22 protein-coding genes are annotated in these 25,105 nt (G+C 65.1%); 5 read left to right on the top strand and 17 right to left on the bottom strand.

Going from position 1 to position 25,105, the window contains the following annotated elements:
* Positions 1 to 85: 85 nt before the first annotated feature.
* The 10 genes from phoB to B2W55_RS33265 form a co-directional block, all read right to left on the bottom strand.
* On the bottom strand, positions 86 to 796 hold the full coding sequence (phoB, locus tag B2W55_RS33310) for a phosphate regulon transcriptional regulator PhoB (protein WP_016844067.1): 711 nt from the start codon (positions 794 to 796) through the stop codon (positions 86 to 88).
* 130 nt (positions 797 to 926) lie between these two features.
* The gene (phoU, locus tag B2W55_RS33305; protein WP_024578984.1) at positions 927 to 1,643 is read right to left on the bottom strand and encodes a phosphate signaling complex protein PhoU; all 717 of its coding nucleotides are present in this window, start codon (positions 1,641 to 1,643) and stop codon (positions 927 to 929) included.
* An 11-nt stretch (positions 1,644 to 1,654) separates the two neighbouring features.
* On the bottom strand, positions 1,655 to 2,473 hold the full coding sequence (gene pstB / locus B2W55_RS33300) for a phosphate ABC transporter ATP-binding protein PstB (protein WP_016844065.1): 819 nt from the start codon (positions 2,471 to 2,473) through the stop codon (positions 1,655 to 1,657).
* Positions 2,470 to 3,315, bottom strand: a complete 846-nt coding sequence (gene pstA, locus B2W55_RS33295) for a phosphate ABC transporter permease PstA (RefSeq protein ID WP_024578983.1) — start codon at positions 3,313 to 3,315, stop codon at positions 2,470 to 2,472. Before pstA ends, pstB begins: the two co-directional genes overlap by 4 nt.
* Positions 3,316 to 3,319: 4 nt before the next feature.
* A complete protein-coding gene (gene pstC, locus B2W55_RS33290) occupies positions 3,320 to 4,309 on the bottom strand; it encodes a phosphate ABC transporter permease subunit PstC (protein ID WP_024578982.1) in 990 nt (329 codons plus the stop codon).
* 223 nt (positions 4,310 to 4,532) lie between these two features.
* Positions 4,533 to 5,543: a phosphate ABC transporter substrate-binding protein PstS gene (gene pstS, locus B2W55_RS33285; RefSeq protein WP_024578981.1), complete on the bottom strand. Its 1,011-nt coding sequence runs from the start codon at positions 5,541 to 5,543 to the stop codon at positions 4,533 to 4,535.
* 136 nt (positions 5,544 to 5,679) lie between these two features.
* A complete protein-coding gene (locus B2W55_RS33280; RefSeq protein ID WP_024578980.1) occupies positions 5,680 to 6,993 on the bottom strand; it encodes an ATP-binding protein in 1,314 nt (437 codons plus the stop codon).
* 84 nt (positions 6,994 to 7,077) lie between these two features.
* Complete coding sequence (locus B2W55_RS33275) at positions 7,078 to 8,133, bottom strand: lysylphosphatidylglycerol synthase domain-containing protein (RefSeq protein ID WP_024578979.1); 1,056 nt, start codon at positions 8,131 to 8,133, stop codon at positions 7,078 to 7,080.
* A gap of 296 nt (positions 8,134 to 8,429) precedes the next feature.
* Positions 8,430 to 8,726: a hypothetical protein gene (locus tag B2W55_RS33270; RefSeq protein ID WP_024578978.1), complete on the bottom strand. Its 297-nt coding sequence runs from the start codon at positions 8,724 to 8,726 to the stop codon at positions 8,430 to 8,432.
* 2 nt (positions 8,727 to 8,728) lie between these two features.
* A complete protein-coding gene (locus B2W55_RS33265) occupies positions 8,729 to 10,123 on the bottom strand; it encodes an OmpA family protein (RefSeq protein ID WP_024578977.1) in 1,395 nt (464 codons plus the stop codon).
* 168 nt (positions 10,124 to 10,291) lie between these two features.
* Between B2W55_RS33265 and B2W55_RS33260 the strand changes: the two genes are divergently transcribed.
* Positions 10,292 to 11,350, top strand: coding sequence for a polysaccharide deacetylase family protein (locus tag B2W55_RS33260; protein ID WP_024578976.1), 1,059 nt, complete (start codon positions 10,292 to 10,294; stop codon positions 11,348 to 11,350).
* 225 nt (positions 11,351 to 11,575) lie between these two features.
* Entirely contained in the window at positions 11,576 to 12,376 is an 801-nt protein-coding gene (locus B2W55_RS33255; RefSeq protein ID WP_024578975.1) for an SDR family NAD(P)-dependent oxidoreductase, read from the top strand.
* A 233-nt stretch (positions 12,377 to 12,609) separates the two neighbouring features.
* Here the strand turns inward: B2W55_RS33255 and boxB are convergent, their stop codons facing one another.
* The 4 genes from boxB to B2W55_RS33235 all read right to left on the bottom strand — a co-directional run bounded on the left by boxB (position 12,610) and on the right by B2W55_RS33235 (position 18,556).
* Positions 12,610 to 14,061, bottom strand: coding sequence for a benzoyl-CoA 2,3-epoxidase subunit BoxB (gene boxB, locus B2W55_RS33250; protein WP_024578974.1), 1,452 nt, complete (start codon positions 14,059 to 14,061; stop codon positions 12,610 to 12,612).
* Between the two features lie 162 nt (positions 14,062 to 14,223).
* Positions 14,224 to 15,912: a 2,3-epoxybenzoyl-CoA dihydrolase gene (gene boxC, locus B2W55_RS33245; RefSeq protein ID WP_024578973.1), complete on the bottom strand. Its 1,689-nt coding sequence runs from the start codon at positions 15,910 to 15,912 to the stop codon at positions 14,224 to 14,226.
* Positions 15,913 to 16,074: 162 nt separating this feature from the next.
* Entirely contained in the window at positions 16,075 to 16,884 is an 810-nt protein-coding gene (locus tag B2W55_RS33240) for an alpha/beta fold hydrolase (RefSeq protein WP_024578972.1), read from the bottom strand.
* Positions 16,885 to 17,029: 145 nt separating this feature from the next.
* The gene (locus tag B2W55_RS33235) at positions 17,030 to 18,556 is read right to left on the bottom strand and encodes a benzoate-CoA ligase family protein (RefSeq protein WP_024578971.1); all 1,527 of its coding nucleotides are present in this window, start codon (positions 18,554 to 18,556) and stop codon (positions 17,030 to 17,032) included.
* A gap of 54 nt (positions 18,557 to 18,610) precedes the next feature.
* On the opposite strand from B2W55_RS33235, the gene B2W55_RS33230 reads away from it, so the two are divergent.
* Positions 18,611 to 19,606 (top strand): helix-turn-helix transcriptional regulator, encoded by a 996-nt coding sequence (locus B2W55_RS33230; RefSeq protein WP_371412402.1) that lies wholly within the window; start codon positions 18,611 to 18,613, stop codon positions 19,604 to 19,606.
* Between the two features lie 38 nt (positions 19,607 to 19,644).
* On the opposite strand, the gene B2W55_RS33225 is transcribed toward B2W55_RS33230, so the two are convergent.
* Positions 19,645 to 20,430: an IclR family transcriptional regulator domain-containing protein gene (locus B2W55_RS33225; protein ID WP_024578969.1), complete on the bottom strand. Its 786-nt coding sequence runs from the start codon at positions 20,428 to 20,430 to the stop codon at positions 19,645 to 19,647.
* A gap of 124 nt (positions 20,431 to 20,554) precedes the next feature.
* On the opposite strand from B2W55_RS33225, the gene B2W55_RS33220 reads away from it, so the two are divergent.
* Positions 20,555 to 21,913 (top strand): aromatic ring-hydroxylating dioxygenase subunit alpha, encoded by a 1,359-nt coding sequence (locus B2W55_RS33220; protein ID WP_024578968.1) that lies wholly within the window; start codon positions 20,555 to 20,557, stop codon positions 21,911 to 21,913.
* Between the two features lie 128 nt (positions 21,914 to 22,041).
* Positions 22,042 to 23,478 carry a glutamine synthetase family protein gene (locus tag B2W55_RS33215; protein ID WP_024578967.1) on the top strand — a complete coding sequence of 479 codons (1,437 nt, stop codon included), beginning with the start codon at positions 22,042 to 22,044 and terminating at the stop codon, positions 23,476 to 23,478.
* A 151-nt stretch (positions 23,479 to 23,629) separates the two neighbouring features.
* On the opposite strand, the gene B2W55_RS33210 is transcribed toward B2W55_RS33215, so the two are convergent.
* Both B2W55_RS33210 and B2W55_RS33205 read right to left on the bottom strand, forming a co-directional pair.
* Entirely contained in the window at positions 23,630 to 24,343 is a 714-nt protein-coding gene (locus B2W55_RS33210) for an ABC transporter ATP-binding protein (RefSeq protein WP_024578966.1), read from the bottom strand.
* Positions 24,336 to 25,103, bottom strand: a complete 768-nt coding sequence (locus B2W55_RS33205) for an ABC transporter ATP-binding protein (RefSeq protein ID WP_024578965.1) — start codon at positions 25,101 to 25,103, stop codon at positions 24,336 to 24,338. The genes B2W55_RS33210 and B2W55_RS33205 overlap by 8 nt, the downstream gene beginning before the upstream one ends.
* Positions 25,104 to 25,105 lie beyond the last annotated feature (2 nt).

The following is a 25,105-nucleotide window of genomic DNA, read 5'->3' as shown; positions in this document are numbered from 1 at the left end:
CCGCAAGGGGGGAGGGAGCCCGAGAGTGTGCTCACCTCACGTGGTTGCTTGCTATGATGACACCGTCGCGCGCACCCGCAGCCGATTACGGCTGCGGCTCGGCCTTGGCGAAGCGGTCGTCGAGCGCATAGCCGGCGCCGCGCACGGTGCGGATCGGATCCTGCTCGCGGCCCGGATTGAGCAGCTTGCGCAGGCGACCGATATGGACGTCGACGGTGCGCTCATCGATGTAGATGTCGCGGCCCCAGACGCTGTCGAGCAGCTGCTCGCGGCTGAACACGCGGCCGGGATGCTCGAGGAAGAATTCGAGCAGGCGATACTCGGTCGGCCCGAGATCGATCGGCCGGCCCGAGCGCGCCACGCGGCGCTTCTCGCGGTCGAGCTCGATGTCGCCATAGGTCAGCACGGTCGCAAGCCGCTCCGGGCTGGCGCGGCGCAGCAGGCCCTTCACCCGTGCCAGCAGCTCGGGCACCGAGAACGGCTTGACGATGTAATCGTCGGCGCCGGTGGCCAGCCCGCGCACGCGCTCGCTCTCCTCGCCACGCGCGGTCAGCATGATGATCGGAAGCTGCTTGGTCTCCGGCCGCGCCCGCAGGCGGCGGCACAGCTCGATGCCGGAAAGACCCGGCAGCATCCAGTCGAGCACCACGAGGTCGGGAACGCGCTCCTTCAGCCGGGTGTCGGCATCATCGCCGCGCCCGACGGTTTCAACATCGTAGCCTTCCGCATCGAGGTTGTAGCGCAACAACGTCGTCAGCGCTTCCTCGTCTTCGACTACCAGAATGCGTGCGCTCATCGGTCTAAGTTCTTTCTCTGTGGTGATCCGTTGCCCAGACGCAAACCGAAACGCTTACTTCCTTCAGCAAGGTCCCCGCGCAAACGATCTGTCGCGAGGACAATCCGGTTCCGCTGTCGCGGATCATGCCCTAGTTGCCCGGCACCGTGGTGGCAAAGTTGGTCATGTCGCCCTTCGGGCGCTTGTCGGTGATCTGCTGGCCCTCGATCATGTAGAACACGGTTTCGGCGATGTTGGTGGCGTGATCGCCGATCCGCTCGATGTTCTTGGCGCAGAACATCAGATGGATGCAGAACGAGATGTTGCGCGGATCCTCCATCATGTAGGTCAGCAGCTCGCGGAACAGCGAGGTGCAGATCGCATCGACCTCCTCGTCGCCCTTCCAGACGTTCATCGCCGCCGGCAGGTCGTGTGCCGCGTAGGCGTCGAGCACCGACTTGACCTGCGACAGCACGAGATCGGTCATGTGCTCGAGGCCGCGGATCAGCTTCAGCGGCTGGAAATCGCTCTCCAGCGCCGCGACGCGCTTGCCCATGTTCTTGGCGAGATCGCCGATCCGCTCGAGATCGGTGGCCACGCGCATCGCGCTGACGATTTCGCGCAGGTCGATCGCCATCGGCTGGCGGCGGGCGATCGTCAGCACCGCGCGCTCTTCGATGACGCGTTGCAGATTGTCGATCTCGATGTCGGCGGCGACCACGCGCTTGCCGAGCGCGACGTCGCGACGGATCAGCGCGTCGACCGACTCGGTGATCATCCGCTCGACGAGGCCGCCCATCTCGGCGACCAGGCGGGTCAATTCCTGCAGGTCGCTGTCGAATGCCTTGGCGGTATGTTCAGAGGCCATCGCTTGTCTCCTCAGCCGAACCGGCCGGTGATGTAGTCCTGGGTGCGTCGATCGCTCGGCGACGTGAAGATCTTGTTGGTGTCGTCGAACTCGATCAGTTCGCCGAGATACATGAAGGCGGTCTTGTCGGAGACGCGCGCCGCCTGCTGCATGTTGTGGGTCACGATCGCGATCGTGTAATCCTCGGAGAGCTCCTGGATCAGCTCCTCGACCTTGGCGGTCGAGATCGGATCGAGCGCCGAGCACGGCTCGTCGAACAGGATCACCTCGGGACGCACCGCAACGGTGCGCGCGATGCACAGGCGCTGCTGCTGACCGCCGGAGAGCGACAGGCCGGAGGCGTTCAGCTTGTCCTTGACCTCGTTCCACAGCGCGCCGCCGCGCAGCGCCTTTTCGACCCGGTCGTCCATCTCGGACTTCGAGATCTTCTCGTAGAGGCGGATGCCGAAAGCGATGTTCTCGTAGATCGTCATCGGGAACGGCGTCGGCTTCTGGAACACCATGCCGACCCGCGCACGCAGCAGGTTGAGGTCGAGCTTGGGATCGAGAATGTTGGTCTGGTCCAGCATCAGCTGGCCGACCGCGCGCTGGCCCGGATAGAGGTCGTACATCCGGTTGAAGATGCGCAGCAGGGTCGACTTGCCGCAGCCGGAGGGACCGATGAACGCGGTGACGCGGTTGGTGCCGAGCGTCAGGTTGATGTTCTTCAGCGCGTGGTGCTCACCATAGTAGAAGTTGAGGTTGCGCACCGTGACCTTCGGCGGCGCTTCCGGCAACGGAACCTGGGGAACGTGACCCGCGGCAGTCGTGGAAACAGAAAGCTCGGTCATTTTGCGGCCCTTTCAGCACCAAGGATACGCGCGCCGATATTGAGCGCGAGCACGGTGAATGTGATGAGCAGTGCGCCGCTCCACGCCAGTTCTTTCCAGTAGGCGTAGGGGCTCTGCACGAAGTTGTTGATGGTCACCGGCAGGTTGGCCATCGTCTTGGTCAGGTTGAGGCTGAAGAACTGGTTCGACAGCGCCGTGAACAGCAGCGGCGCGGTCTCGCCGGCGACGCGGGCGGTCGCCAGCAGCACGCCGGTGATCAGGCCCGACCGGGCCGCACGATAGGCGATCCGCTTGATCACCAGCGAACGCGGCAGGCCGAGCGCCGACGCCGCCTCGCGCAGCGGGTTGGGCACCAGCAGCAGCATGTCCTCGGTGGTGCGCAGCACGACCGGGATCACGATCACCGCGAGCGCGAGGCTGCCTGCGATCGCCGAGAAGCCGCGCATCGGCACCACCACGGCGCCATAGATGAACAGGCCGATGATGATCGAGGGCGCGCTGAGCAGGATGTCGTTGATGAAGCGGATCACCGAGGTGAGCTTGTCGTGCCTGCCGTATTCGGCGAGGTAGGTGCCGGCGAACAGGCCGAGCGGCGCGCCGATGCCGACGCCGATCACGGTCATGATCACCGAGCCGACGATGGCATTGAGCAGGCCGCCTTCGGTCGAGCCGGGCGGCGGCGTGTTCTGGGTGAACAGCTGCACGCTGAGGCCGGCGAGGCCGTTGTAGAGCAGCGTGATCAGGATCAGCGCCAGCCAGGTGACGCCGAACAGCGCCGCGCCGACGCAGAGCGCGCGGATCACGATGTCGCTGCGGCGGCGGGATTTGTAGATCGGGTTCATGGCGTTACTTCCCCGCCTTCTTTTCAAGCCGCATCAGCATCAGCCGCGCTCCGGCGAGCACGAAGAAGGTCAGCACGAACAGCAGCAGGCCGAGCAGGATCAGGCCGGACTGGTGCAGGCCGTCGCTCTCGGCGAACTCGCTGGCGATCGCCGCCGAGATCGTGGTGCCCGGCGCGAAGATCGACGACGAGATGCGGAACGAGTTGCCGATGATGAAGGTGACCGCCATGGTCTCGCCGAGCGCGCGGCCGAGCGCCAGCATGATGCCGCCGATCACGCCGACGCGGGTGTAGGGGATCACCACGCTGCGGACGACTTCCCAGGTGGTGCAGCCCATGCCGTAGGCGGCTTCCTTGAGCACCGGCGGCACGGTCTTGAACACGTCGACCGAGATCGCGGTGATGAAGGGCAGCACCATGATCGCGAGGATCAACGCGGCGTTGAACAGGCTGAGATAGGACGGCGGGCCTGCGAACACCGCGCCGAGCACCGGAATGCCCTCGAAAGCCCTGATCATGAAGGGCTGGAACGTGTTGGCGAGGAACGGGCCGAGCACGAAGAAGCCCCACATGCCGTAGATGATGGAGGGGATGCCGGCGAGCAGCTCGATGGCGATGCCGATCGGACGGCGCAGCCATTGCGGGCAGAGTTCGGTGAGGAAGACGGCGATGCCGATGCCGACCGGGATCGCGATCAGCATCGCGATGACCGATGTGATCAGCGTGCCGTAGATCGGGCCGAGCGCGCCGAGCACCGGCGGATCGGCCGAGGGCGCCCAGCGCTGCGTCCAGAGGAAGGCGAGGCCATACTCCTTCATCGCCGGCCAGGCGCCGACGATCAGCGACAGGATGATGCCGCCGAGGATCAACAGGACCGAAATCGCCGAGACGCGGGTGATCCAATAGAAGGTGGCATCACCGAGCTTGAAGGCGCTGAGGGCCTTGGCGCGATCGTAAGGTCCCGCGGCTTCCATCACATCGCTCTGAACAGCCATGTCTGCCACGCCACTTCCCTCTTTATTATTTGAAAGCTGCACTAACCGCTACGCCCCCGAAGCGATCTTCACTGACGCAAAAGGCCGGGCGTCGTTCCGGTTGCGCCGGGGGCGCGAACCCCGGGGCTCATCCGCGTGTCTTGCCGCAGTGACGAACCCCGGGTCTTGGTCGCTCGGCCTGCGCCGCCATTCGAACGGCACAAGCCTTGGTCGAAGCGATAGCTTAGCTCTTGATGTCCGAGGACCAGGTCTTCTCGATCAGCTTGACGACCGATTCCGGCATCGGGATGTAGTCGAGCTCTTCGGCCGCCTTGCCGCCCTTCTCGAAGGCGTACTTGAAGAACTTGAGCGCTTCCTGCGAGGCCGCCTTGTCGGTGGCTTCCTTGTGCATCAGGATGAAGGTCGCGGCGGTGATCGGCCAGGAGGCTTCGCCCGGCTGGTCGGTCAGGATCACGTAGTAGCCGGGAGCCTTGGCCCAGTCGGCGTTCGACGCCGCAGCCTGGAAGGCGGCGATGGTCGGCTGCACGGTCTTGCCGGCCTTGTTGACCAGCGCGGTGTAGGTCAGCTTGTTCTGCTTGGCATAGGCGTATTCGACATAGCCGATCGCATTCTTGGTCTGGCCGATGTTGCCGGCAACGCCTTCGTTGCCCTTGGCGCCGACGCCGACCGGCCACTCGACCGCGGTGCCGGAACCGACCTTGGACTTCCACTCGGCGTTCGACTTGGAGAGGTAGTCGGTGAAGTTGAAGGTGGTGCCCGAACCGTCCGAACGGCGCACGACGGTGATCGCGTCACCCGGCAGGGTCAGCTTCGGATTGAGCTTGGCGATCGCCGCGTCGTTCCACTTGGTGATCTTGCCGAGATAGATGTCGCCGAGCACTTCGCCCGAGAGCACGAGATCGCCCGACTTGATGCCTTCGACGTTCACGACCGGAACGATCGCGCCCATCACCATCGGCCACTGGACGAGGCCGTCCTTCTCGAGCTGCTCGGCCTTGAGCGGCGCGTCGGTGGCGCCGAAGGTCACGGTCTTGGCCTGGATCTGCTTGATGCCGGCGCCCGAACCGATCGACTGATAGTTCAGGCCGTTGCCGGTGTCCTTCTTGTAGGCGTCAGCCCATTTCGAATAGATCGGGAACGGAAACGTTGCGCCCGCGCCGGTGATATCGGCAGCGAAGGCCGACGTCGAAGCGGCGACCATGCCGGCAGCGACGATTGCTTTGATGAAATTCATGGGGTGGTCTCCATCGTGTGAGCGAAGCGCCGAATGCGCCCGATCGCGCTCACGCCGGTCCATCTAGGAGCGGTCGGTGCCGGTTTTACGAAGGTTGGATGACAGTTGGATGACAGAGCTAAGCGACTGATAACGCTTAGCTTTGGGTCTGTACCGGGGTCTTCGGGCGGGGAAAACAGGCGGTAAAAGTGGCGCCATTCTTCGGCACGCTCTCGATCAAAAGACGCCCGCGATGACGGTTAAGAATATGTTTCACCAGCGATAATCCGAGGCCCGTTCCGCCCTGGTTTCGGCTGTCGCCGACGTCCACCCGGTAGAACCGCTCGGTCAGCCGCGGCAGGTGCTCCGGGGCGATGCCGGGACCGAAATCCCGTACCAGGACACGGATTTCGGGGCTTCCCTCGCCCGATGCGCCCGAAACGGTCTGATTGAGCGACACTATGACGCGCCCGCCCGAGGCGCCATATTTGAGCGCATTCTCGATCAGGTTCTCGAACAGCCGCAGCAGTTCCTCGCGGTCGCCGGCGATCGTGACCGGGGTCGGCGGCAGATCGACCTCGATCTCGACCTGGCGCTCGCTCGCCAGCACCTCGAGGCCGTCGGCGACCTGACGGATGATCGGCACGATGTCGATCGAGGCCTCGGGGCGGACATGGGCCGACAATTCGACCCGCGACAGCGACAGCAGATCGTCGATCAGCCGCGCCATGCGGGTGGCCTGGGTGTGCATGATGCCGAGGAAGCGCTCGCGTGCCCGCACGTCCTCTCGCGCCGGCCCCTGCAACGTGTCGATGAAGCCGGACAGCGCCGCGAGCGGGGTGCGCAACTCGTGGCTGGCATTGGCGACGAAGTCGGCGCGCATCTCCTCGACCCGGCGCAGCGGCGTCAGGTCGTGGAAGGTCATCAGCATGCACTTCTCGGTGCCGCCGAACTGGGTCGGCACCGGAACCGGCGTGATGACCAGTTCCATCCAGCGATCTACCGGGACGTGATCGGTATAGGTGGCGCGGCGCGGCTCGGTGGTCGCGATCGCCTCGCGCAGCGCGGTGATAATTTCAGGGGAACGCAGTGCGAACTGCGCCAGTTCGTTCCTGCGCAGCGCCGGGGCAAGCTGGGCCGCGGCGGCGTTGAGATGGATGACGCGGCCGGCACGGTCGAGCAGCACGGCCGGATCCGGCATGCCAGCGACGACGGCGCTGACGGCAGCCGCCTCGACCGGATTGACGCCGCGGACGTCCTCGCGCGACGTCCCGGCATCATGCAGCCGCCACGGCACCAGCGCAGCGGCGGCGATGCAGGCGAACACCGCGCAGGCCCGCACCAGCGACAATTCGCCGAGCGCGACCACCACGCTCAGCGCCAGCGCCGCCGCGAGCAGGATCAGCGCCGCGTGACGCAGCCGGTCGGGCCAGGGCGAAAAAATCGAGGAAGGCGTATCGTCAACTGCCATCGCGGCGGCTTTCATCCCGTCGGTTCGTGTCTCGCCCAGGCGCGGTCAATCGACCTGTCCTCGGGAGACATCGGGGCTGCTTCATCAGACGCCGGAGTCACCGCGCTTTCGGACCAAAACCGCTTCTCGGTGCGGCTGCGCGCGGGGACCCGAATCAGCCTGCGGCAGCCGTTTGAGTCGGGCGCCGACGATAACCTCCCGAAACGTCAGCAAGATTACAGATATGACGAAAGGGACAATATAGTAGAGCAGCCGGAACAGCAGCATACCGCCGAGCAGGTCCTCGCGGTCCATCTGCCAGAGGCCGACCAGCATGGCGGCGTCGAACACCCCGAGGCCGCCGGGCGAGTGGCTGGCGAAGCCGAGCAGCGTCGCCGACACGAAGATGACCGCGACCACGACGAAGCCCAGATTGGGCTCGTCGGGCACCAGCACATACATCGCCAGCGCGCAGAAGCCGAGGTCGACGATGCCGATCGCGATCTGCAGCAGGGTCAGCGGGCCGCCCGGCAAGGTCACCGTCCAGGGACCACGGCCGACCACCCGCGGCTGGGTCCAGACCCAGACCACATAGGCCACCAGCGCGATGATGATCGCAAAGGCGATCGCGCGGTTGAGCCACGGCGGCAGCTGGTCGATGTTGGCGGCGGCCTCCGGATGATAGGCGATGCCGAGCCCGAGCACCGCGGCATTGCCGAGCCAGAAGGTCAGGCCGGCGAGGAAGCAGATCTTGGCGACGTCGATCGCGTTCAATCCCCAGGCCGAATAGATCCGGTAGCGCACCGCACCGCCGGTGAAGACGCTGGCACCGACATTGTGCCCGATCGAATAGGAGGTGAACGCGGCGAGCGCATTGACGCGATAGGGCACATGGGCATGGCCGATCGCGCGCACCGCGAACAGATCGTAGAAGGTCAGCGTGAAATAGCCGGCTGCGACGAACAGTCCCGCCAGCATGATCTGGCGGGGCTCAGTGCTCTTGATGGCCTCGAGCACCTCATTGGTGTCGATGCCGCGCAGCATGTGATAGAGGACGTAACAGGCGATGCCGATGACGGCGATGCTGATGACAACACCCAGCCGATGCAGGATTTGCTTCTGGCGCAGAAACGCCATCGCCCTGCCTGTTGCTTCCAGCATCTAGACCTCGAATTGCGATCCCGCGACGACGGCTCCCGGGCGACCGCCGCCGGCGCTTCGCTGTGCCCTGCCCCGTGTAGCGCGTTTTAAGCCGGAGTGGAATTCGTCAAACGACAATAAAACGCGCATCTTCAAGATATTAGGGATGATTCATGACAGCGGGTGCACAAATATGCGCGTTTCTCGCCACCTTCGACAAGGCTTGATCCGCGCCTGCGGCAGTTAGCCCGCCGAAGGCACTGCAAGGCCATCCGGGAAACTACGGGGCCGATCACCCCGCCGTGATGGACGCCGTGTCAGCCTGCCGGCTTGCTGCGCGAGACCACCCAGTCGCGCAACCAGGAGCCGATCGCGCAGCCGACCAGATAGAGCGCGAACATGATCAGCAGGAGATCGAGCCAGTAGCCGAAGCGGCCGGGCACGACATGCGCGAACGAGGCCGCCACCAGCGCGACGGCGAGCAGCGCCAGCCAGCGCATCCACAGCTTGGAGACGCCCTGCGCCCGATGCACCACCGCGATCCAGCCCATACAAAAGCCGAGCAGCGCCGCGCCGAGCAGCCAACCCCAGAAGAATGTCGCGAGCACGGTCATCGCTACTTCACCACGAATTCGATGCGGCGGTTCTGCGCCTTGCCGTCTTCACTGTCGTTGCCGGCCACCGGCTGCGTGCTGCCATAGCCGATCGGCGTGAAACGGCTGGCAGGCAGCCCGGCGCGCACCAGGTAATCCACCACGGCCTGCGCGCGGCGCTCCGACAACGCCTGGTTGGCCGCTTCATCGCCGTCGCTGTCGGTGTGACCGACGATCTCGATCGTCGAATTCGGGCAGCGCATCGCGGTCTCGATCAGGCGATCGAGCAGACCCGCGGAATCCGGAACGATGTCGGCCTTGCCGGACTCGAAGCGGATCTTGCCCTTCGAGAGGATCTCGGAAAACAGCTGCTGGCACACCGTGGGATCGACCGGCGCCGCCGCTGGCTTGACCGTGACCTCGGCCTTGTATTGCCAGCCCTGCGGAAAGTCCTTGCCGAGCCCGTCGCGGATCTGGCCGGCCGCGGCATCGTAGAGCGCATCGCCCGACAACTTGACCTCGCGGTCCGATACCACAAGCGTTCCGGTCGACAGCCGCGACAGCGCACCGAGCGCGGGCACCACCGCCGCCGCAAACCCGGAGGGCGCGCCGACACTGGCCTTGAGATTGTCGACCACCTTCTCGCTGAAGAACTTGCGGCCGGCGGCCGCGACCAGCGCGGCATGCACGTTGTTGTCGGGCACGTAGCCGGTCAATGTCAGCGTCACCGCGACCGGGTCCTTGTAGGCCTGGAATACATAGGGCGGCGCCTTGATGTCGTTGCCGGCGATCGAATAGCCCTCAGGCAGGTTCTTCAGCGCCGCAGCGATCGCTTCGCGTCCGCCGAGCTCGCGCGCCATGCCGGCGAGAGCCACCTTGTTGTCGGTCAGCGTGATCTTGCCGTCCTTCAGCTTGCCGATCTGGTCGAGCAACAACAGCGCCGCGGCATCGAACCGCGTCGGCGCGCCGCGGGCGAGCGCCATCTGGTCCACCACCTCGACACCGCCGAGGCTGGCCTTGGCGGCCTCCGTCAGCTTGTTCTTGCTCGACGGCAGCGGCGCATTGCCGCCGAGCGTGACCCGCACCACGTCGCGTTCGGCCGACCACACATAGGGTTTGGCCTCGGGAACAAGGCGGGTCTCGTCATTGACCAGCCGCACGCCCGGTACGGCTTCGACCGAGGCCACAGCACTGAGGCGGCCGTCTTCGGAGAAGGCATTGGCCGCAAACGTCACGTCACGGCCATCGACGCTGATGCGGCGCTTGTCGAGGACGGTATCCTTGAGTGCGGCATTAGAACGCGCGGCGAGGTCCGCCTCGACCGTTGCCGTCGAGGTCCAGGCCGCGATACCCCACATGACGACCAGTGGAATCACCCCCGGCCACCACTTGCTACTCCACTTGAAAAGTCCGTGCATTCAGCGTCCTGCGGGTCGGGAACCAGAGAGAAAACAAACCCTTGGCTGACTGTCAAACCCCAAATCAATTGCCATGGCGGGGGCGCCATGTCGGATCGGGATAACAGTTTCTTCAGTGGTCTTTCGCTAAGTTTGCGGCGGAATGCAAATCGGCCGGCCCGCGCCCTCATGAAACAACTCCGCAACACCGTGATCCGTGCCGGGATGGAGGCGTTGTATTTTTCGGGCGCGCACATCCTGTTGCGACCGATCTTCGCCGGCGTCGGCGCCATCTTCATGCTGCACCACGTTCGCCCGCGGCGCGGCGACGCGTTCCAGCCCAACCATCATCTCGAGGTCACGCCGGACTTCCTGCGCGCGATGCTGACGCATCTGCGTGCGCTCGACGTCGACGTCGTCGGCATGGACGAGGCGCATCGCCGCCTCACCGAACGGAATTTCGAGCGGCGCTTCGCCTGCTTCACCTTCGACGACGGCTATCGCGACAACCGCGATTTCGCACTGCCCGTGATGCGTGAATTCGACGCGCCGTTCACGGTCTATGTCGCAAGCGATTTCGCCGAGGGCTGCGGCAGGCTGTGGTGGATCGCGCTGGAGCGGGCGATATCGGCGGCGCCCGCGATCGAGGTGCCGATCGACGGCGCCATGACCCGGATCGACGCGGCGACGCCGCAAGCCAAGCGCGTCGCGTTCGGCCGCATGCATGACTGGCTGCGTTCGCTGCCGGGCGAGAAGGAGATGCAGGCCGAGATATCGGCGCTGTGCGTCCGCCACGGCGTCGACGAGACCGGCATCGCGCGCGAGCTCTGCATGTCATGGGACGAGCTGCGCGGCTTCGCCGACGATCCGCTGGTCACCATCGGCGCGCACACCATCACCCATTGCAATCTCGCCAAGCAGAGCGAGACCATCGCCTCGTTCGAGCTTGCCACCAGCCGGGCGCGGATCGAGGATGCGTTGCAGCGGCCGGTCGCGCATCTCGCCTATCCCTATGGCGACCGGATCGCCGCCGGACAGCGCGAATTCGCGCTCGCCCGATCGATCGGCTTCCGGACCGCGGTGACGACCCGGCCGGGCATGCTGTTTCCCGAAAGCGCCGACCATATGACTGCCTTGCAGCGGGTCTCGCTGAACGGCAATTACCAGGACGCGCGGCTGTTGCCGGTCCTGACCTCCGGCGCCGCCACCGCGGTGTGGAACGGTTTCCGCCGCATCGACGCGGCGTGATATCCGCCACCTCTCCTGTGAGCGCATAGCCTGCTTCCCTTCTCCCCTTGTGGGAGAAGGTGGCGCGGATGAAATCCGCGCCGGATGAGGGGTCTGTCTCCGCGGATGGAGACCCCTCACCCGGTGCCTGCGCCGCCACCCTCTCCCCACGGGAGTGGGCACTCAGCTTCCTTGACTCGATCCCCCGCCGCGCCCAGAACCACAGGCAATGCAACGGAGGAACGCATGTTCAAGGATTTGTTCTCACTGAAAGACCGCGTCGCGCTGGTGACCGGGGGATCGCGCGGCATCGGCAAGATGATCGCGGCCGGCTTCCTCGCGCAGGGCGCCGCCAGGGTCTACATCACCGCGCGCAAGGCAGGTCCCTGCGAGGCCACCGCGCAGGAATTGTCCGCCGCCTATGACGGCGAATGCATCGCGCTGCCGATCGACATCTCGACCGTCGAGGGCTGCGACAAGCTCGCGGCCGAGATCATCAAGCGCGAGCCGAAGCTCGATATCCTGGTCAACAATGCCGGCGCGGCCTGGGGCGCCGATTTCGACGAATTCCCGGAGAGCGGCTGGGACAAGGTGATGAACCTCAACGTCAAGTCGATCTTCTTCCTGACCAAGGCGCTGGCCAAGCCGCTGCGCGCCGCGGCGTCCCATGACAGGCCGGGCAAGGTGATCAACATCGCCTCGATCGACGGCATCTTCGTCAACCCGATGGAGACGTACTCCTATGCCGCGAGCAAGGCCGCGGTGATCCATCTGACGCGCCGGATGGCGACGCGGCTGATCAAGGACAACATCAACGTCACCGCAATCGCACCGGGCGCCTTCAAGTCGGACATGAACCGCGCCGCCCGCGACCACGCCGACGAGGTGGCGCAGCGCGTCCCGTCGCGGCGGGTCGGCAGCGACGAGGACATGGCAGGCACCGCGATCTATCTCGCCTCCCACGCCGGCGATTATGTCGTCGGCAACACCATCGCGGTCGACGGCGGCGTGGTCTACGCGACTGCGGGGCTCGAGATAGCGGGGTAGCAAGGTATCGCGACGCTCGGCCCGAGGCGCCAATCTACCACTGTCATGCCCCGGCTAGACCGGGGCATCCAGTACGCCGCGGCCTCTCGATCCTGCTCTGCTGTCTCTGGAATACTGGATCACCCGCTTTCGCGGGTGATGACCGAATGAGCGGTCGACACAAAGGAAAAAGGGGCGAGCCAGGGACCTCTTCGGCTCGCCCCTTCCTGCTCTCTCCCTAAGGAGAGAAACCTTCAGCTCTCGATCCTCACATATTCGAAGTCGCCCGGCTTGTTGTCGATGCCGACCTTCGGCGCCGAGATCCAGGAGGCGAACTCGCCGGGTTCGGTCACCGGCTTCATCAGCGAGGCGATGAAATCGCCGTCGGCGGTCGACGGCAGCCAGTCGTTCTTGCGGCTCGCCCAGGTGGCGTCGTCGATCAAGAGGCCGTCGGGCGTCGCATGGACGTCCTTGAACTCGCCGATCTGGCGGTGGAAGGCGGTGTTCGGCACCGCGAGCTTGTAATCGATGCCGGCGGTCGAGATCACCTTGTTCCAGCGCAGCATGCCCTTGACGCAATCCTGCGTGTAGTCGTCGCGCAGCCGCATGTTGAGCGCGGTCAGCGCCGGCTCGTCGACCATCTTGATCTGGCCGTCCACCATCTTCATGACCGGATAGGTCGAGCTCTTGAGCTGGTGATCGTCCTCGATCGTGGTTTCCTTGTAGCGGCCCTTGATGCCGGCGTTGAAGGCGTTCGCCGCGTTGGTCGATACTTCCGAGCCGAACAAATCGAGCGACAGCGAATAGTGCAGGTTCAGCTTCTTCTGGATGGTCGGCAGGTCGATGACACCGAGCGCGCGGATCCTGGCGATGTCGAAGGGATCGGTGATGCCGGCTTCGTTCATCGCATCGCAGGTGCGCTGCACGACGCGGGTGATGCCGGTCTCGCCGACGAACATGTGGTGGGCTTCCTCGGTCAGCATGAAGCGGCAGGTGCGCGACAGCGGATCGAAGCCGGACTGCGCCAGCGAGTGCAGCTGCATCTTGCCGTCGCGGTCGGTGAAGTAGGTGAACATGAAGAACGACAGCCAGTCCGGCGTCGCCTCGTTGAAGGCGCCGAGCATGCGTGGGCTATCCGCATCGCCCGAGCGGCGGCGCAACAAATCGTCGGCCTCCTCGCGGCCGTCGCGGCCGAAGTACTTCTGCAACAGGTAGACCATCGCCCAGAGATGGCGGCCTTCCTCGACATTGACCTGGAACAGGTTGCGCATGTCGTAGAGCGACGGCGCGGTCTTGCCGAGATGGCGCTGCTGCTCGACCGAGGCCGGCTCGGTATCGCCCTGGATCACGATCAGGCGGCGCAGCATCGCGCGATGCTCGCCGGGGACTTCCTGCCATGCCGGCTTGCCGAAGTCTTCGCCGAACGGAATGACGCGGTTCTCTTCCTGCGGGGCAAGCAGGATGCCCCAGCGATATTCGGGCATCCGCACGTAGTCGAACTTGGCCCAGCCGCGCGGATCGACCGAATAGGCGGTGCGCAGATAGACCAGCGACTCCTGGAAGCCGTCCGGCCCCATGTCCTTCCACCAGTCCATGTAACCGGGATGCCAGCCCTCCAGCGCCTTCAGCACCTGGCGGTCTTCGGCGAGATTCACATTGTTCGGAATCTTGGTCGAGTAATCGACGTTCATGATGTTCATGTTCATGGCCGTGCTCCTTGGTATCGTTTCGGTGCGTATCGCGTCTTGCTCAACCGTCATCCTGAGGAGCGCGTAGCGCGTCTCGAAGGATGCTTGTCTGGCATTCTTGCCTCCGATCATCCTTCGAGGCTCGCAAGCGCCCGCACCTCAGGATGACGGCGGTATTCGCTAGACCCGCGTCATGTCGAACTGTGCCTTCTGGCCGGTGCCGTAGCGGCGCAGCGCGCCGTCCTCGCCAACCGCGTTGGGCCGCTGGAAGATCCAGTTCTGCCACGCGGTCAGGCGGGAGAAGATCTTCGATTCCATGGTCTCCGGCCCGACGAAGCGCAGATTGGCTTCCATGCCGGTGAGGCCGTCGGGCGAGAACGAGGTGCGCTCCTCGAAGAACACGCGGACCTCGTCGTCCCAATCGATGTCGTCGAGCGCGAAGGTGACGAGGCCGAGCTCTTCGGCCTCCTCGGCGTCGAGCGCCTTGCCGATCGCGGCCTGCGCCCGCTCCAGATCCGACGGGTCGGCCTGGAAACGCGATTGCAGCCGGGTCAGGCCGTGGCTCATCGGGTACGGCCCGAAATTCATTGCGGTCAGCTCGATCGCCGGCGGCGGGCGGTTATCACCTTGCTTCTGGCCGATCAGCATGTAGGAGCGGTCGGCGGCGAACACGAGCTCGGCCAAGGTGCCGACGAAGCAGGAGCCGGGCTCGACCAACGTCACCAGCGTGCGCGAGGTGACGTCGATGCGCTTGAGCACGCGCTTCCAGTAGTGCCTGACCTCGTTGACCAGCCAGTGCGCCTTGTTGGCCTCCAGGAACGCGTCATAAGATACGACATTGGCGCGGTCGCCATGGCTCTTGAACACCAGCATCGCGATGCCGAGCTCGTTGATGCGCAGATGCAGGATCGCATCGTCGAGCTCGCGGGCGACCTGTAGCGGCCAGAACGCAGCGCCCTGCGCGATCAGGCCGTCGATGTCGGCGGGCGCGGTGGCTTCCGGCGCCTTGATCGAGATGGTGGCGATGCGCGCGGCGCGATCGATGTCGACGCTGACGAAGCCGTAGCGGATCGCGCTGTCGTCGATGGTGCGGTCGAGCTGCGTCAATGCGAGGCCTTTGCCCTCACCATTGCGCTTCGACTTCGCTGCGAATTCCTTGACGCGCTCGGCAAGCTTGCCTTCGAGCTTGGAGTTCGGCGCGATCTCGTCGACCAGCCGCCACGACACCGCGCGCTTGCCCTTGATGCCTTCCTCGATGGTGCAGAAGAAATCGGCGTGGTCGCGGCGCACCTTGCGCTTGTCGACGACGCGGGTGAGGCCGCCGGTGCCCGGCAGCACCGCGAGCAGCGGCACTTCCGGCAGCGCGACGGCGGCGGCGCCGTCATCGGCCATCATGATGTGGTCGGTCGCGAGCGCCAGCTCATAGCCGCCGCCGGCCGCGGTGCCGTTGACGAGGGTGATGAAGCTCTGGCCGGAATTCTCGCTGGAATCCTCCAGGCCGTTGCGGGTCTCGTTGGTGAACTTGCAGAAATTGACCTTGTGCGCGTGGGTCGAGCCGGCCAGCATGCGGATGTTGGCGCCAGCGCAGAACACCCGGTTCTTGCCCGAGCGCATCACCACGACCTTGACCTCGGGATGCTCGAAGCGCAGCCGCTGCACGGCGTCCGCAAGCTCGATGTCGACGCCGAGATCGTAGGAATTGAGCTTGAGCTGATAGCCCTCGAACAGGCCGGCATTCTCGTCGACGTCCATGGTCAGCGTCGCGACGTCGCCGGCGACGTCGAGCTTCCAGTGCCGGTAGCGCGACGGCTCGGTCTGGAAGTCGATGTACTTCGCCCCGCCTGCAAGGACGCGATCGTCACCAGCCATGGGCCACCCTTACCTGTTGTTCGTTGTGATGGTTCGTGTTGACTTCATGCACAATAATGCATGTTTTCAACCTAGTCCAGTTCAAAACGCAAAAACATGCATTTTGTTTCATGTTCAGGAAAATCGCTCGCTGGGCCAATGGCCTAACACCGGCAGGAAAGGTCAGGCCGCCAGTGCCGGGTCGTCGCGCAGCGCGGCGCGGGCGAATTCGGTGACCGCGTCCAGCGTCACCACGGGCGCCTCACGGTGCGGCGAGTGGCCGGCACCCGCAATGGCCGCGACATCGACCGGGCAATAGCATTCGTCCTGCGCGATCTCGACCTGGCGCATCGTGCCGTATTGATCATCCGCGCCCTGCACGATCAGCACGGGCACACGGATGTAGGCGAGATAGTCGGAAATATCCCAGTCGCGGAATTTCGGATCGAGCCAGGCATCGTTCCAGCCATAAAAGGCGTTGTCGACATCCTTGTGCCAGCGCGCCAGCTTCTCCTTCAGATTGGTGGTCTCGTACGCCGTCTTGATCTCGGCGATCGACCGAACCGAAATGTCCTCGACGATGAAGTGCGGCGCGAGCAGCGCCAGCCCGTGCAGCCGATGATCTTGATGGGCGCCGGCATAGATCGCCGCGATCGACGCGCCATCGGAATGGCCGAGCAGCAGGCCGCGGCGAAAGCCGATCCGATCGAGCAGCTTCGGCAGCACGTCGATCGCCTCGCGATGCATGTAGTCGACCGGACGCGGCAGCTTCGCCGGCATTGAGGCGCCATATCCCGCACGCGAATAGGCGAACACGCCGGCGCCGGTCGCAGCTTGCAGCTTCTCCGGAAAGTCGCTCCATAGCCCGATGCAGCCGAGCCCTTCATGCAGCATCACGATGGTCGGCGCCGCATCCGGTGACGGGCCGATCATGCGATATTCGAGCTCGGCGCCGTCGATGCTGAGGAAGCCGTTGGGGTTTAGGTTTTGCATGATCGGCCCTTCCTCATCGTCGTCCCGGCGAAGGCCGGGACCCATAACCACAGGCTTCAGTTGTTGCGCAAAAGCCGTCGAACAGCATCTCTCAAAACAATCGCCGCGGCGTATGGGTCCCGGCCTTCGCCGGGACGACGGAGAGCTAGTGTTCTCGCAACTTGAACCGCTGGATCTTCCCCGTCGCCGTCTTCGGCAGATTGTCGACGACATCGATCCAGCGCGGATATTTCCACGGGCCGATCTTCTGCTTGACGTGCTCCTTCAGCGCCTCGTGCAGACCAGTGGCCGAGCTCTCGGGCCGCAGCACCACATAGGCTTTCGGCTTCAACAAGCCTTCCGGATCGGCCTCCGGCACGACGGCGGCTTCCAGCACCGCGGGATGGGTGATCAGCGCGCTCTCGACCTCGAATGGCGAGACCCAGATGCCCGAGACCTTGAACATGTCATCGGCGCGGCCGCAGAAGGTGTAGCGGCCGTCGGCATCACGGGTGTATTTGTCGCCGGTGCGGGTCCAGGCGCCCTCGAAGGTGGCGCGGCTCTTGGCGCGCTGATTCCAGTAGCTCTCGCCGGCCGAGGGCGCGTCGACCAGCAGCTCGCCGACCTCGCCATCGGCGACATCGGCACCGGCCTCGTTGACCAGCCGCACCTTATAGCCGGGCACCGGACGGCCGGACGAGCCGTATTTGATGTCGCCGGGCGCATTCGACAGGAAGATGTGCAGCAACTCGGTCGAGCCGACGCCGTCGAGGATGTCGACCCCAAAACGCGCGCGCCAGGCATTGCCGACCGATTCCGGCAACGCCTCGCCGGCCGAGGTGCAGACCCGCAGGCGATCGCCCGCGGCTTGCGCCTTGGTCGCCTCGTCGTTGAGCATCGCCGCGAACAGCGTCGGCACGCCGAAGAAGATGCTGGGGTGATACTTGTTCATCAGCGCGAACATCACCGCCGGCGTCGGCCGCTCCGAATTGAGGATCGTGGTGGCACCGACCGACATCGGGAAGGTCAGTGCATTGCCGAGGCCATAGGCGAAGAACAGCTTTGCCGCCGAGAGGCCGACATCGTCTTCGCGGATGCCGAGCACCTGCTTGGCGTAGGTCTCCGCGGTCGCGGCGAGATTGCAATGCAGATGGCGCACGCCCTTCGGCATCCCGGTCGAGCCCGACGAATAGAGCCAGAACGCCGGCTCGTCGGCATGGGTCGGCGCAGTCTCGAATACGTCGCCCTCGCGCGCAATCTCGTCCGACAGCCGCTTGTGGCCGTGCGCGTCCTTGCCGGAGACCACGACATGCGCGAGGTCCGGCATCCGCGCGATGATGTCCTTGACGACCGGCAGCAGCGCCTCGGAGACGAACAGCACGCGGGCGCGGCAATCACTGAGGATGTAGGCGTATTGTTCCGCGGTCAGCAGCGTGTTGAGCGGCACCGGCACCACGCCGGCGCGGATCGCGCCCAGGAACACGATCGGGAAATCGACCGTGTCCAGCATGATCATCGCGACCCGCTCCTCGCGGCGGATGCCGAGCCGGCGCAGCATGTTGCCGACCCGCCGGGTCTGCTGCTGCAACTGGCCGTAGGTGATTTGCGACACCGTGTCGTCGAACACGACCTTGTCGCCGCGGCCCTCATCGACGTTGCGGTCGAGCAGCCAGGAGACTGCGTTATAAGTCATGCCACGCTCCTCGGACCCAGACGTGCCACGCTTCCCTCTCCTGTGAATTTAAGAATTATAATTCATACAAAGCCACTTGCTCGGCTTGCTGTCAATCCTTATCGGCATTATGTTTCCGAAAACTCGTGTCGCGCAGGGATCATGACCGCAGCCAACGATCCGGAAACCGACTTCCTCGAACAGCTCGGCCAGCGCGTGCGCACGATGCGCGCCTTGCGCGGCATGTCGCGCAAGGTGCTCGCCAAGGTTTCCGGCATTTCCGAACGCTACATCGCCCAGCTCGAAAGCGGCAAAGGCAATGTCTCGATCGTGCTGCTGCGCCGTGTCGCAGGCGCGATGGGCGCGCATCTCGAGGACCTGATCCCCTCCAGCGAGCCGGTGCCCGATTGGGCCGTGATCCGCGATCTGCTGCGCAAGGCGTCGCCGAGCCAGATCGCGCAGGCCAAGGACATGCTGGCCGGCAGCAGCCCGCTGGCGCCGCGCCGCGCCTCGTTCTCCGGCATCGCGCTGATCGGCCTGCGCGGCGCCGGCAAGACCACGCTCGGGCGGATGCTGGCGAAGAAGATCGGCTGGAGCTTCGTCGAGCTCAACAAGGAGATCGAGGCGCAGAACGGCCTCTCGGTCGCCGAGATCATCGCGCTCTACGGCCAGGAAGGCTTTCGCCGCATGGAGCAGGCCGCGCTGACGCAGCTCTTGGCGCGCAAGGAATTGATGGTGCTGGCGACCGGCGGCGGCATCGTCTCCGAGGCTTTGACCTTCGACCTGATCCTGTCGTCGTTCTACACGATCTGGCTGAAGGCCGAGCCGGAAGAGCACATGGCCCGCGTCCGCCGCCAGGGCGATCTGCGGCCGATGGCCGACGACCGCTCGGCGATGGCCGAATTGCGCAACATCCTGGTCAGCCGCGAGCCGCTTTACGCGCGCGCATCGGCGGTGGTCGACACCGCTGGGCTCTCGGTCGATGCTGCGGCCGCAAGGCTGATCGATTCCGTGCGGCCGGTGCTTCAGAACGAGGCGCGCAGTTTTGGGCTGCGCAGCGTCGCGCTGTAGCCTTCGGCGCAAGCTATCCCCGTCATTGCGAGCGAAATCTACAACAGCCGGCTCTTCACATCCTCCGCGCCCTCGCGCAGCAGCGGCAGGAAACGCTCGATCAATTCCTTGGCCGGCACCCGGTCGACATGCGCACCCATGTTGATCGCGGCGACGATGGTGCCGTCGTAGCGGCGCACCGGCACCGAGATCGAGCGGAAATGCGGCTCGGCCTCGCGATCGACCAGCGAGTAGCCCTGCGCGCGATCGGCGATAACAGTCGCGAGCAGCTTCTTCGGATCGGTCACGGTCTGCGGCGTGACGGCATCGCGGCGCATCGCCTTCAGCCGCGCTGCGAGCTCGGCATCATCGAGCCGGCCGAGCATGGCGCGGCCGACCGAGGTGCAGAACGCCGGCAACCGGTAGCCAATGTCGAGACCGGCGGAGAACACCCGCGTCGGGCTGGAGCGCGCCACGAACACGACATCGTCGCCGTCGAGCAGCGCCAGCGAGGCGATCTCCTGCGCTGATGTGGCGATGCGATCGAGCACCGGTTGCAGCACCGTCACCACCTGGTTGGATTGCAGGAACGAGCCCGCCAAGGTCAGCACATGCGGCGTCAGCGTGAACAGCTTGCCGTCGGTCGAAACGAACCCGCCATGCGCCAGCGTGAACAGGATGCGGCGTGCGGTGGCACGTGGCAGGTCGGCGGCGCGGGCGAGATCGCTCAACGTCGCGGGACCTGCGACGGTGCCGAACACCTGCAACAGGCGCAGCCCGCGATCGAGCGCCTCGACGAAGTCGGTGGCGCGCTCATCCTGGTCGGTCCGCTTCAGCTTGGGCATGGATGCTGCTTTGGGTGGCGAGCTTTGAACGGTTCAAAAATTGCGCTTGCTGTCGGAACCAGACATGGCATAATTCGCACATTCGTTCAATAGGCGAACAAATCCAAGTCCGGGAGACGCCGCCATGATGAGCCAGGAAGCGAACGATCTGATCACCCGCACGGGCCGCAAGGACCCCTGCGGCAAGCTGATGCGGATGTACTGGCAGCCGGCGGCGCTGGTCGACGAACTGGAAGGCCCGCGCCCGGTGCGGCCGGTGCGTCTGCTCGGCGAAAATTTGGTGCTGTTTCGCGGCGAGGACGGCAGCTACGGGCTGATCGATCGCCACTGTGCGCATCGCGGCGCCGACCTCGCCTTCGGCCGGCTGGAGAATGGCGGCCTGCGCTGCGCCTTCCATGGCTGGCTGTTCGACACGACGGGTCAATGCATCGAGACGCCGGCCGAGCCCGCCGGTTCGCAGCTCTGCAAGGGCATCAAGCAGCGCTCCTATCCGGTGGTCGAGAAGAGCGGCATCCTGTGGGCCTATCTCGGCGAAGGCGCCCCGCCTGCATTCCCCGAGCTCGACTGCTTCGTCGCGCCCGGAAGCCATACGTTTGCGTTCAAGGGCCACATGAACTGCAACTGGTTGCAGGCGCTCGAGGTCGGCATCGATCCGGCGCACGCCTCCTTCCTGCATCGCTTCTTCGAGGACGAGGACACCTCGGCGGCCTATGGCAAGCAGTTCCGCGGCGCGTCGGCCGGCAGCGACATGCCGATGACCAAGATCCTGCGCGAATACGACCGGCCGATCATCAATGTCGAGCACACCGAATACGGCCTGCGCCTGATCGCGCTGCGCGAGCTCGACAGTGAGCGTACCCATGTGCGGGTCACCAATCAGCTCTTCCCGCACGGCTTCGTGATTCCGATGTCGACCGAGATGACGATCACGCAGTGGCACGTGCCGGTCGATGACGAGAATTGCTACTGGTACGCGATCTTCACCAGCTATGCGGCGCCGGTCGACAAGCCAAAGATGCGCGACCAACGGCACGAGCTCTATACGCTGCCCGACTACAAGTCGCGGAAGAACCGCAGCAACGATTACGGCTTCGATCCGCACGAGCAGGCGACCGCGACCTATACCGGCATGGGCAGCGACATCAACGTCCACGACCAGTGGGCTGTGGAATCGATGGGCGCGATCCAGGATCGCACCAACGAGCATCTCGGCCAGAGCGACAAGGCGATCGTGCAGTATCGCCGGCTGTTGCGGCAGGAGATCGAGAAGGTGGAGGGCGGGCAGACACCGATGCTGTTCCTCGACGACGCCTCCGCGCGCAGCATCCAGGGCCCGGCGACGATGGACGGCATCGGGCCGACGCTGGGCTGGGAGCTCTACTGGATGGAAGTCGACGTCAAGCGCCGCCGTGGCGCACCGTGGGCCGCGCCCGTACCGCGCGAGATCGCCGGCAAGGTGCACCATCTGACGGCGGCGGAGTGACATAACATGCGCCTGTTGTCCGCCGTCATTGCGAGGAGCGCAGCGACGAGGCAATCCATACTGCCGCGCATGCGGTACGATGGATTGCTTCGCTTCGCTCGCAATGACGCCCTTGGAGAGGTGAAACCTTGAGCTTTGTCGAGCGTCACGGCCTGTGGTCGGACGAGCAGAAGGAGGCCGCGCAGCGCCTCCGCCGCATCGTCGAGGAGAAGAATCTCGAAGTCATCCGACTCTCGTTCCCCGACCAGCACGGCATCCTGCGCGGCAAGACGCTGATCGCCAGCGAAGCGGTGCGTTCGCTGGAGGGCGGCTGCTCGATCACCACGACGATGCTCGCCAAGGACACCTCGCACAAGACGGTGTTTCCGGTGTTCACATCAGGCGGCGGCTTCGGCATGAAGGAGATGGAAGGCGCGGCCGACGTCCTGATGGTCGCCGACCCCACCACCTTCCGCGTGCTGCCCTGGGCGGAGAACACCGGCTGGCTGCTGTGCGATCTCCATTTCAGCGACGGCCGACCGGTGCCGTTCGCGACCCGCAACCTCTATCGCAAGGTGCTCGATCAGCTCGCAGGCCGCGGTTACGATTTCGTCGCCGGGCTCGAGGTCGAATTCCACCTGTTCAAGCTCGACGACGCCCACATGGCGCCGGAGGATGCCGGCCAGCCCGGGAGGCCGCCATCGGTCAGCCTGCTCTCGCACGGCTATCAATATCTCACCGAGCAGCGCTACGATCAGATGGAGCCGGCGCTCGAAATCATCCGCCGCGACATCCTCGCGCTCGACCTGCCGCTGCGCTCGGTCGAGGTCGAGTTCGGCCCGAGCCAGTGCGAATTCACCTTCGCGCCGACGACAGGCCTCGTGCCGGCCGACACCATGGTGCTGTTTCGCTCCGCGGTGAAGCAGATCGCGCGCCGCCACGGCTATCACGCCACCTTCATGTGCCGGCCGAAGCTGCCGAACATTTTTGCCAGCGGCTGGCATCTGCATCAGTCGCTGGTGTCGCGTGGCAATGGCGAGAACGCCTTCATGGCGAAGGAGACCGGCGAGCCCCTGAGCCCGCTCGGCCGCGCCTGGCTCGCCGGCCTGATCGAGCACGCCCGGGCCTCGACCGTGTTCACGACGCCGACCATCAACGGCTACAAGCGCTACCGCTCCTACTCGCTGGCGCCGGACCGCGCGATCTGGGGCCGCGACAACCGCGGCGTGATGATCCGCGTGCTCGGCGGCGCCGGCGATGCGGCGACGCGGCTGGAGAACCGGATCGGCGAGCCCGCCGCCAATCCCTACCTCTACATGGCGTCGCAGATCCTCTCCGGTCTCGACGGCGTCGACCGCAAGCTCGATCCCGGCCCGTCCGCCGACACGCCCTACGAGACCAAGGCTGCGCTGCTGCCGAAGTCGCTGCGCGAAGCGGTGTTCGCGCTGCAAGACGATCCGTTCTTCCGCAGCGCGCTGGGACCGGAGTTCGTCGACTATTACGTGTTCATCAAGAACGCCGAGATCGAACGCTTCCAGGCCGAGGTGTCGGACTGGGAGCACCGCGAATATTTCGAGATGTTTTGATTGAGAGGTTGCGCGTGGTCCAAACCCGTCATCCTGAGGAGCGCGTAGCGCGTCTCGAAGGATGCACGGCCACCAGTCGGGCCGCCAATCCTTCGAGACGCCTGCTGCGCAGGCTCCTCAGGATGACGGTGATACAGCAATGCGTGCTGCCTCAAATCCCCAGATACTTGTGCTGCAAATCCGGCTCGGCGATCAGCTGCTCGCTCGTCCCGCTCCACACCGTCTTGCCGCGCTCGATGATGTAGTGGCGATCGGCGATGCGGGCCAGATTTTCGACGTTCTTGTCGATCACCAGCACCGACTGGCCACGTCCCTTCAGCATCGACAGGCAGCTCCAGATCTCGTCGCGGATCAGCGGCGCGAGGCCTTCGGTCGCCTCATCGAGGATCAACAGCCTCGGATTGGTCATCAGCGCGCGGCCGATCGCCAGCATCTGCTGCTCGCCGCCGGACAGCGTGACGCCCATATTGCCGGTGCGTTCGGCGAGCCGCGGAAACAGCGTGTGAATCTTGTCCAGCGTCCACGGATCGGAGGCGCCGAGGCGATTGCCTGAGGCGGCGACTAGATTTTCGCGCACCGTCAGGTTCGGGAATATCTGGCGTCCCTCCGGCACCAGGCCGATGCCGAGCTTTGCGATCCTGTATGACGGCAGCCCCCGCACCGCCTCGCCGGCGAAACGGATCGCGCCCGATCGCGCCGGCGTCAGGCCCATGATCGAGCGGATCGTCGTGGTCTTGCCCATGCCGTTGCGGCCCATCAACGCGACCATCTCGCCCGACTTGATCTGCAACGACAGGCCGAACAGCACCTGGCTCAGCCCGTAGCAGGTCTCGATGCCGTCGACGTCCAACAGAGTCTCAGCCATGGCGCGTCACCGCATGCTGTTCGCCGAGATAGGCGCGCTTGACCTCCTCGTGCTTGCGGATCGCGTCGGGCACGTCGCTGGCGATGACGCGGCCGTAGACCAGCACCGTGATGCGGTCGGCCAGCGCGAACACCGCCTCCATGTCGTGCTCGACCAGCACGATGGTGACTTCCTTGCGCAGCTCCTTGAGCAGCGCCACCATCCGCGCCGACTCGGTGACGCCGAGCCCGGCCATCGGCTCGTCCAGCAGCAAGAGTTGCGGCTTGGTGGCGAGCGCGACCGCGAGCTCGAGCTCGCGCTGTTCGCCATGGCTCAACTGCGAGACCACGATGTCGGCGCGCTTGCCGAGGCCGACGCGCTCCAGCGCGGCGCGCGCGGTCTCGCGCAGGCGGGTCTCCTTGCGCGCATTGCCCCAGAACCGGAACGAGTGGCCGTCATGCGCCTGCGCCGCCAGCGCGACATTGTCGATCGCGGAGAAATCTTTCAGCAGCGAGGTGATCTGGAACGAGCGCGCCAGCCCGAGCCGGCTACGCTTGTAGGAAGGCAAGCCCGTGACGTCGCGGCCGGCGAAGTGGATGGTGCCGGAATTCGGCATCACCTGCCCGGTGAGCTGGCTGATCAACGTGGTCTTGCCGGCGCCGTTCGGACCGATGATGGCGTGCAGCTCGCCCGGCACCACCTCCATCGAGAGATGGTCGGTCGCGGTGATGCCGCCATAGCGGCGCACCAGATTGTCGACGCGCAACAAGGGATCAGGCAAAG

Source organism: Bradyrhizobium sp. UBA2491 (assembly GCF_002341725.1).
GTDB lineage: Bacteria > Pseudomonadota > Alphaproteobacteria > Rhizobiales > Xanthobacteraceae > Bradyrhizobium.
Note: the sequence above shows the minus strand (reverse complement) of the source record. Positions and strands in the feature narration are given on the sequence as shown.

Excerpts from the sequence above, each read along its gene's own strand:
- B2W55_RS33270 (WP_024578978.1), bottom strand. The coding sequence starts at position 8,726 with ATGACCGTGCTCGCGACATTCTTCTGGGGTTGGCTGCTCGGCGCGGCG.
- phoU (WP_024578984.1), bottom strand. The coding sequence starts at position 1,643 with ATGGCCTCTGAACATACCGCCAAGGCATTCGACAGCGACCTGCAGGAA.
- B2W55_RS33280 (WP_024578980.1), bottom strand. The coding sequence starts at position 6,993 with ATGGCAGTTGACGATACGCCTTCCTCGATTTTTTCGCCCTGGCCCGAC.
- phoB (WP_016844067.1), bottom strand. The coding sequence starts at position 796 with ATGAGCGCACGCATTCTGGTAGTCGAAGACGAGGAAGCGCTGACGACG.
- B2W55_RS33210 (WP_024578966.1), bottom strand. The coding sequence starts at position 24,343 with ATGGCTGAGACTCTGTTGGACGTCGACGGCATCGAGACCTGCTACGGG.
- B2W55_RS33235 (WP_024578971.1), bottom strand. The coding sequence starts at position 18,556 with ATGACTTATAACGCAGTCTCCTGGCTGCTCGACCGCAACGTCGATGAG.
- B2W55_RS33265 (WP_024578977.1), bottom strand. The coding sequence starts at position 10,123 with ATGCACGGACTTTTCAAGTGGAGTAGCAAGTGGTGGCCGGGGGTGATT.
- boxC (WP_024578973.1), bottom strand. The coding sequence starts at position 15,912 with ATGGCTGGTGACGATCGCGTCCTTGCAGGCGGGGCGAAGTACATCGAC.
- B2W55_RS33260 (WP_024578976.1), top strand. The coding sequence starts at position 10,292 with ATGAAACAACTCCGCAACACCGTGATCCGTGCCGGGATGGAGGCGTTG.
- B2W55_RS33275 (WP_024578979.1), bottom strand. The coding sequence starts at position 8,133 with ATGCTGGAAGCAACAGGCAGGGCGATGGCGTTTCTGCGCCAGAAGCAA.
- B2W55_RS33240 (WP_024578972.1), bottom strand. The coding sequence starts at position 16,884 with ATGCAAAACCTAAACCCCAACGGCTTCCTCAGCATCGACGGCGCCGAG.
- pstS (WP_024578981.1), bottom strand. The coding sequence starts at position 5,543 with ATGAATTTCATCAAAGCAATCGTCGCTGCCGGCATGGTCGCCGCTTCG.
- B2W55_RS33255 (WP_024578975.1), top strand. The coding sequence starts at position 11,576 with ATGTTCAAGGATTTGTTCTCACTGAAAGACCGCGTCGCGCTGGTGACC.
- B2W55_RS33220 (WP_024578968.1), top strand. The coding sequence starts at position 20,555 with ATGATGAGCCAGGAAGCGAACGATCTGATCACCCGCACGGGCCGCAAG.
- boxB (WP_024578974.1), bottom strand. The coding sequence starts at position 14,061 with ATGAACATGAACATCATGAACGTCGATTACTCGACCAAGATTCCGAAC.
- pstC (WP_024578982.1), bottom strand. The coding sequence starts at position 4,309 with ATGGCTGTTCAGAGCGATGTGATGGAAGCCGCGGGACCTTACGATCGC.
- pstA (WP_024578983.1), bottom strand. The coding sequence starts at position 3,315 with ATGAACCCGATCTACAAATCCCGCCGCCGCAGCGACATCGTGATCCGC.
- pstB (WP_016844065.1), bottom strand. The coding sequence starts at position 2,473 with ATGACCGAGCTTTCTGTTTCCACGACTGCCGCGGGTCACGTTCCCCAG.
- B2W55_RS33225 (WP_024578969.1), bottom strand. The coding sequence starts at position 20,430 with ATGCCCAAGCTGAAGCGGACCGACCAGGATGAGCGCGCCACCGACTTC.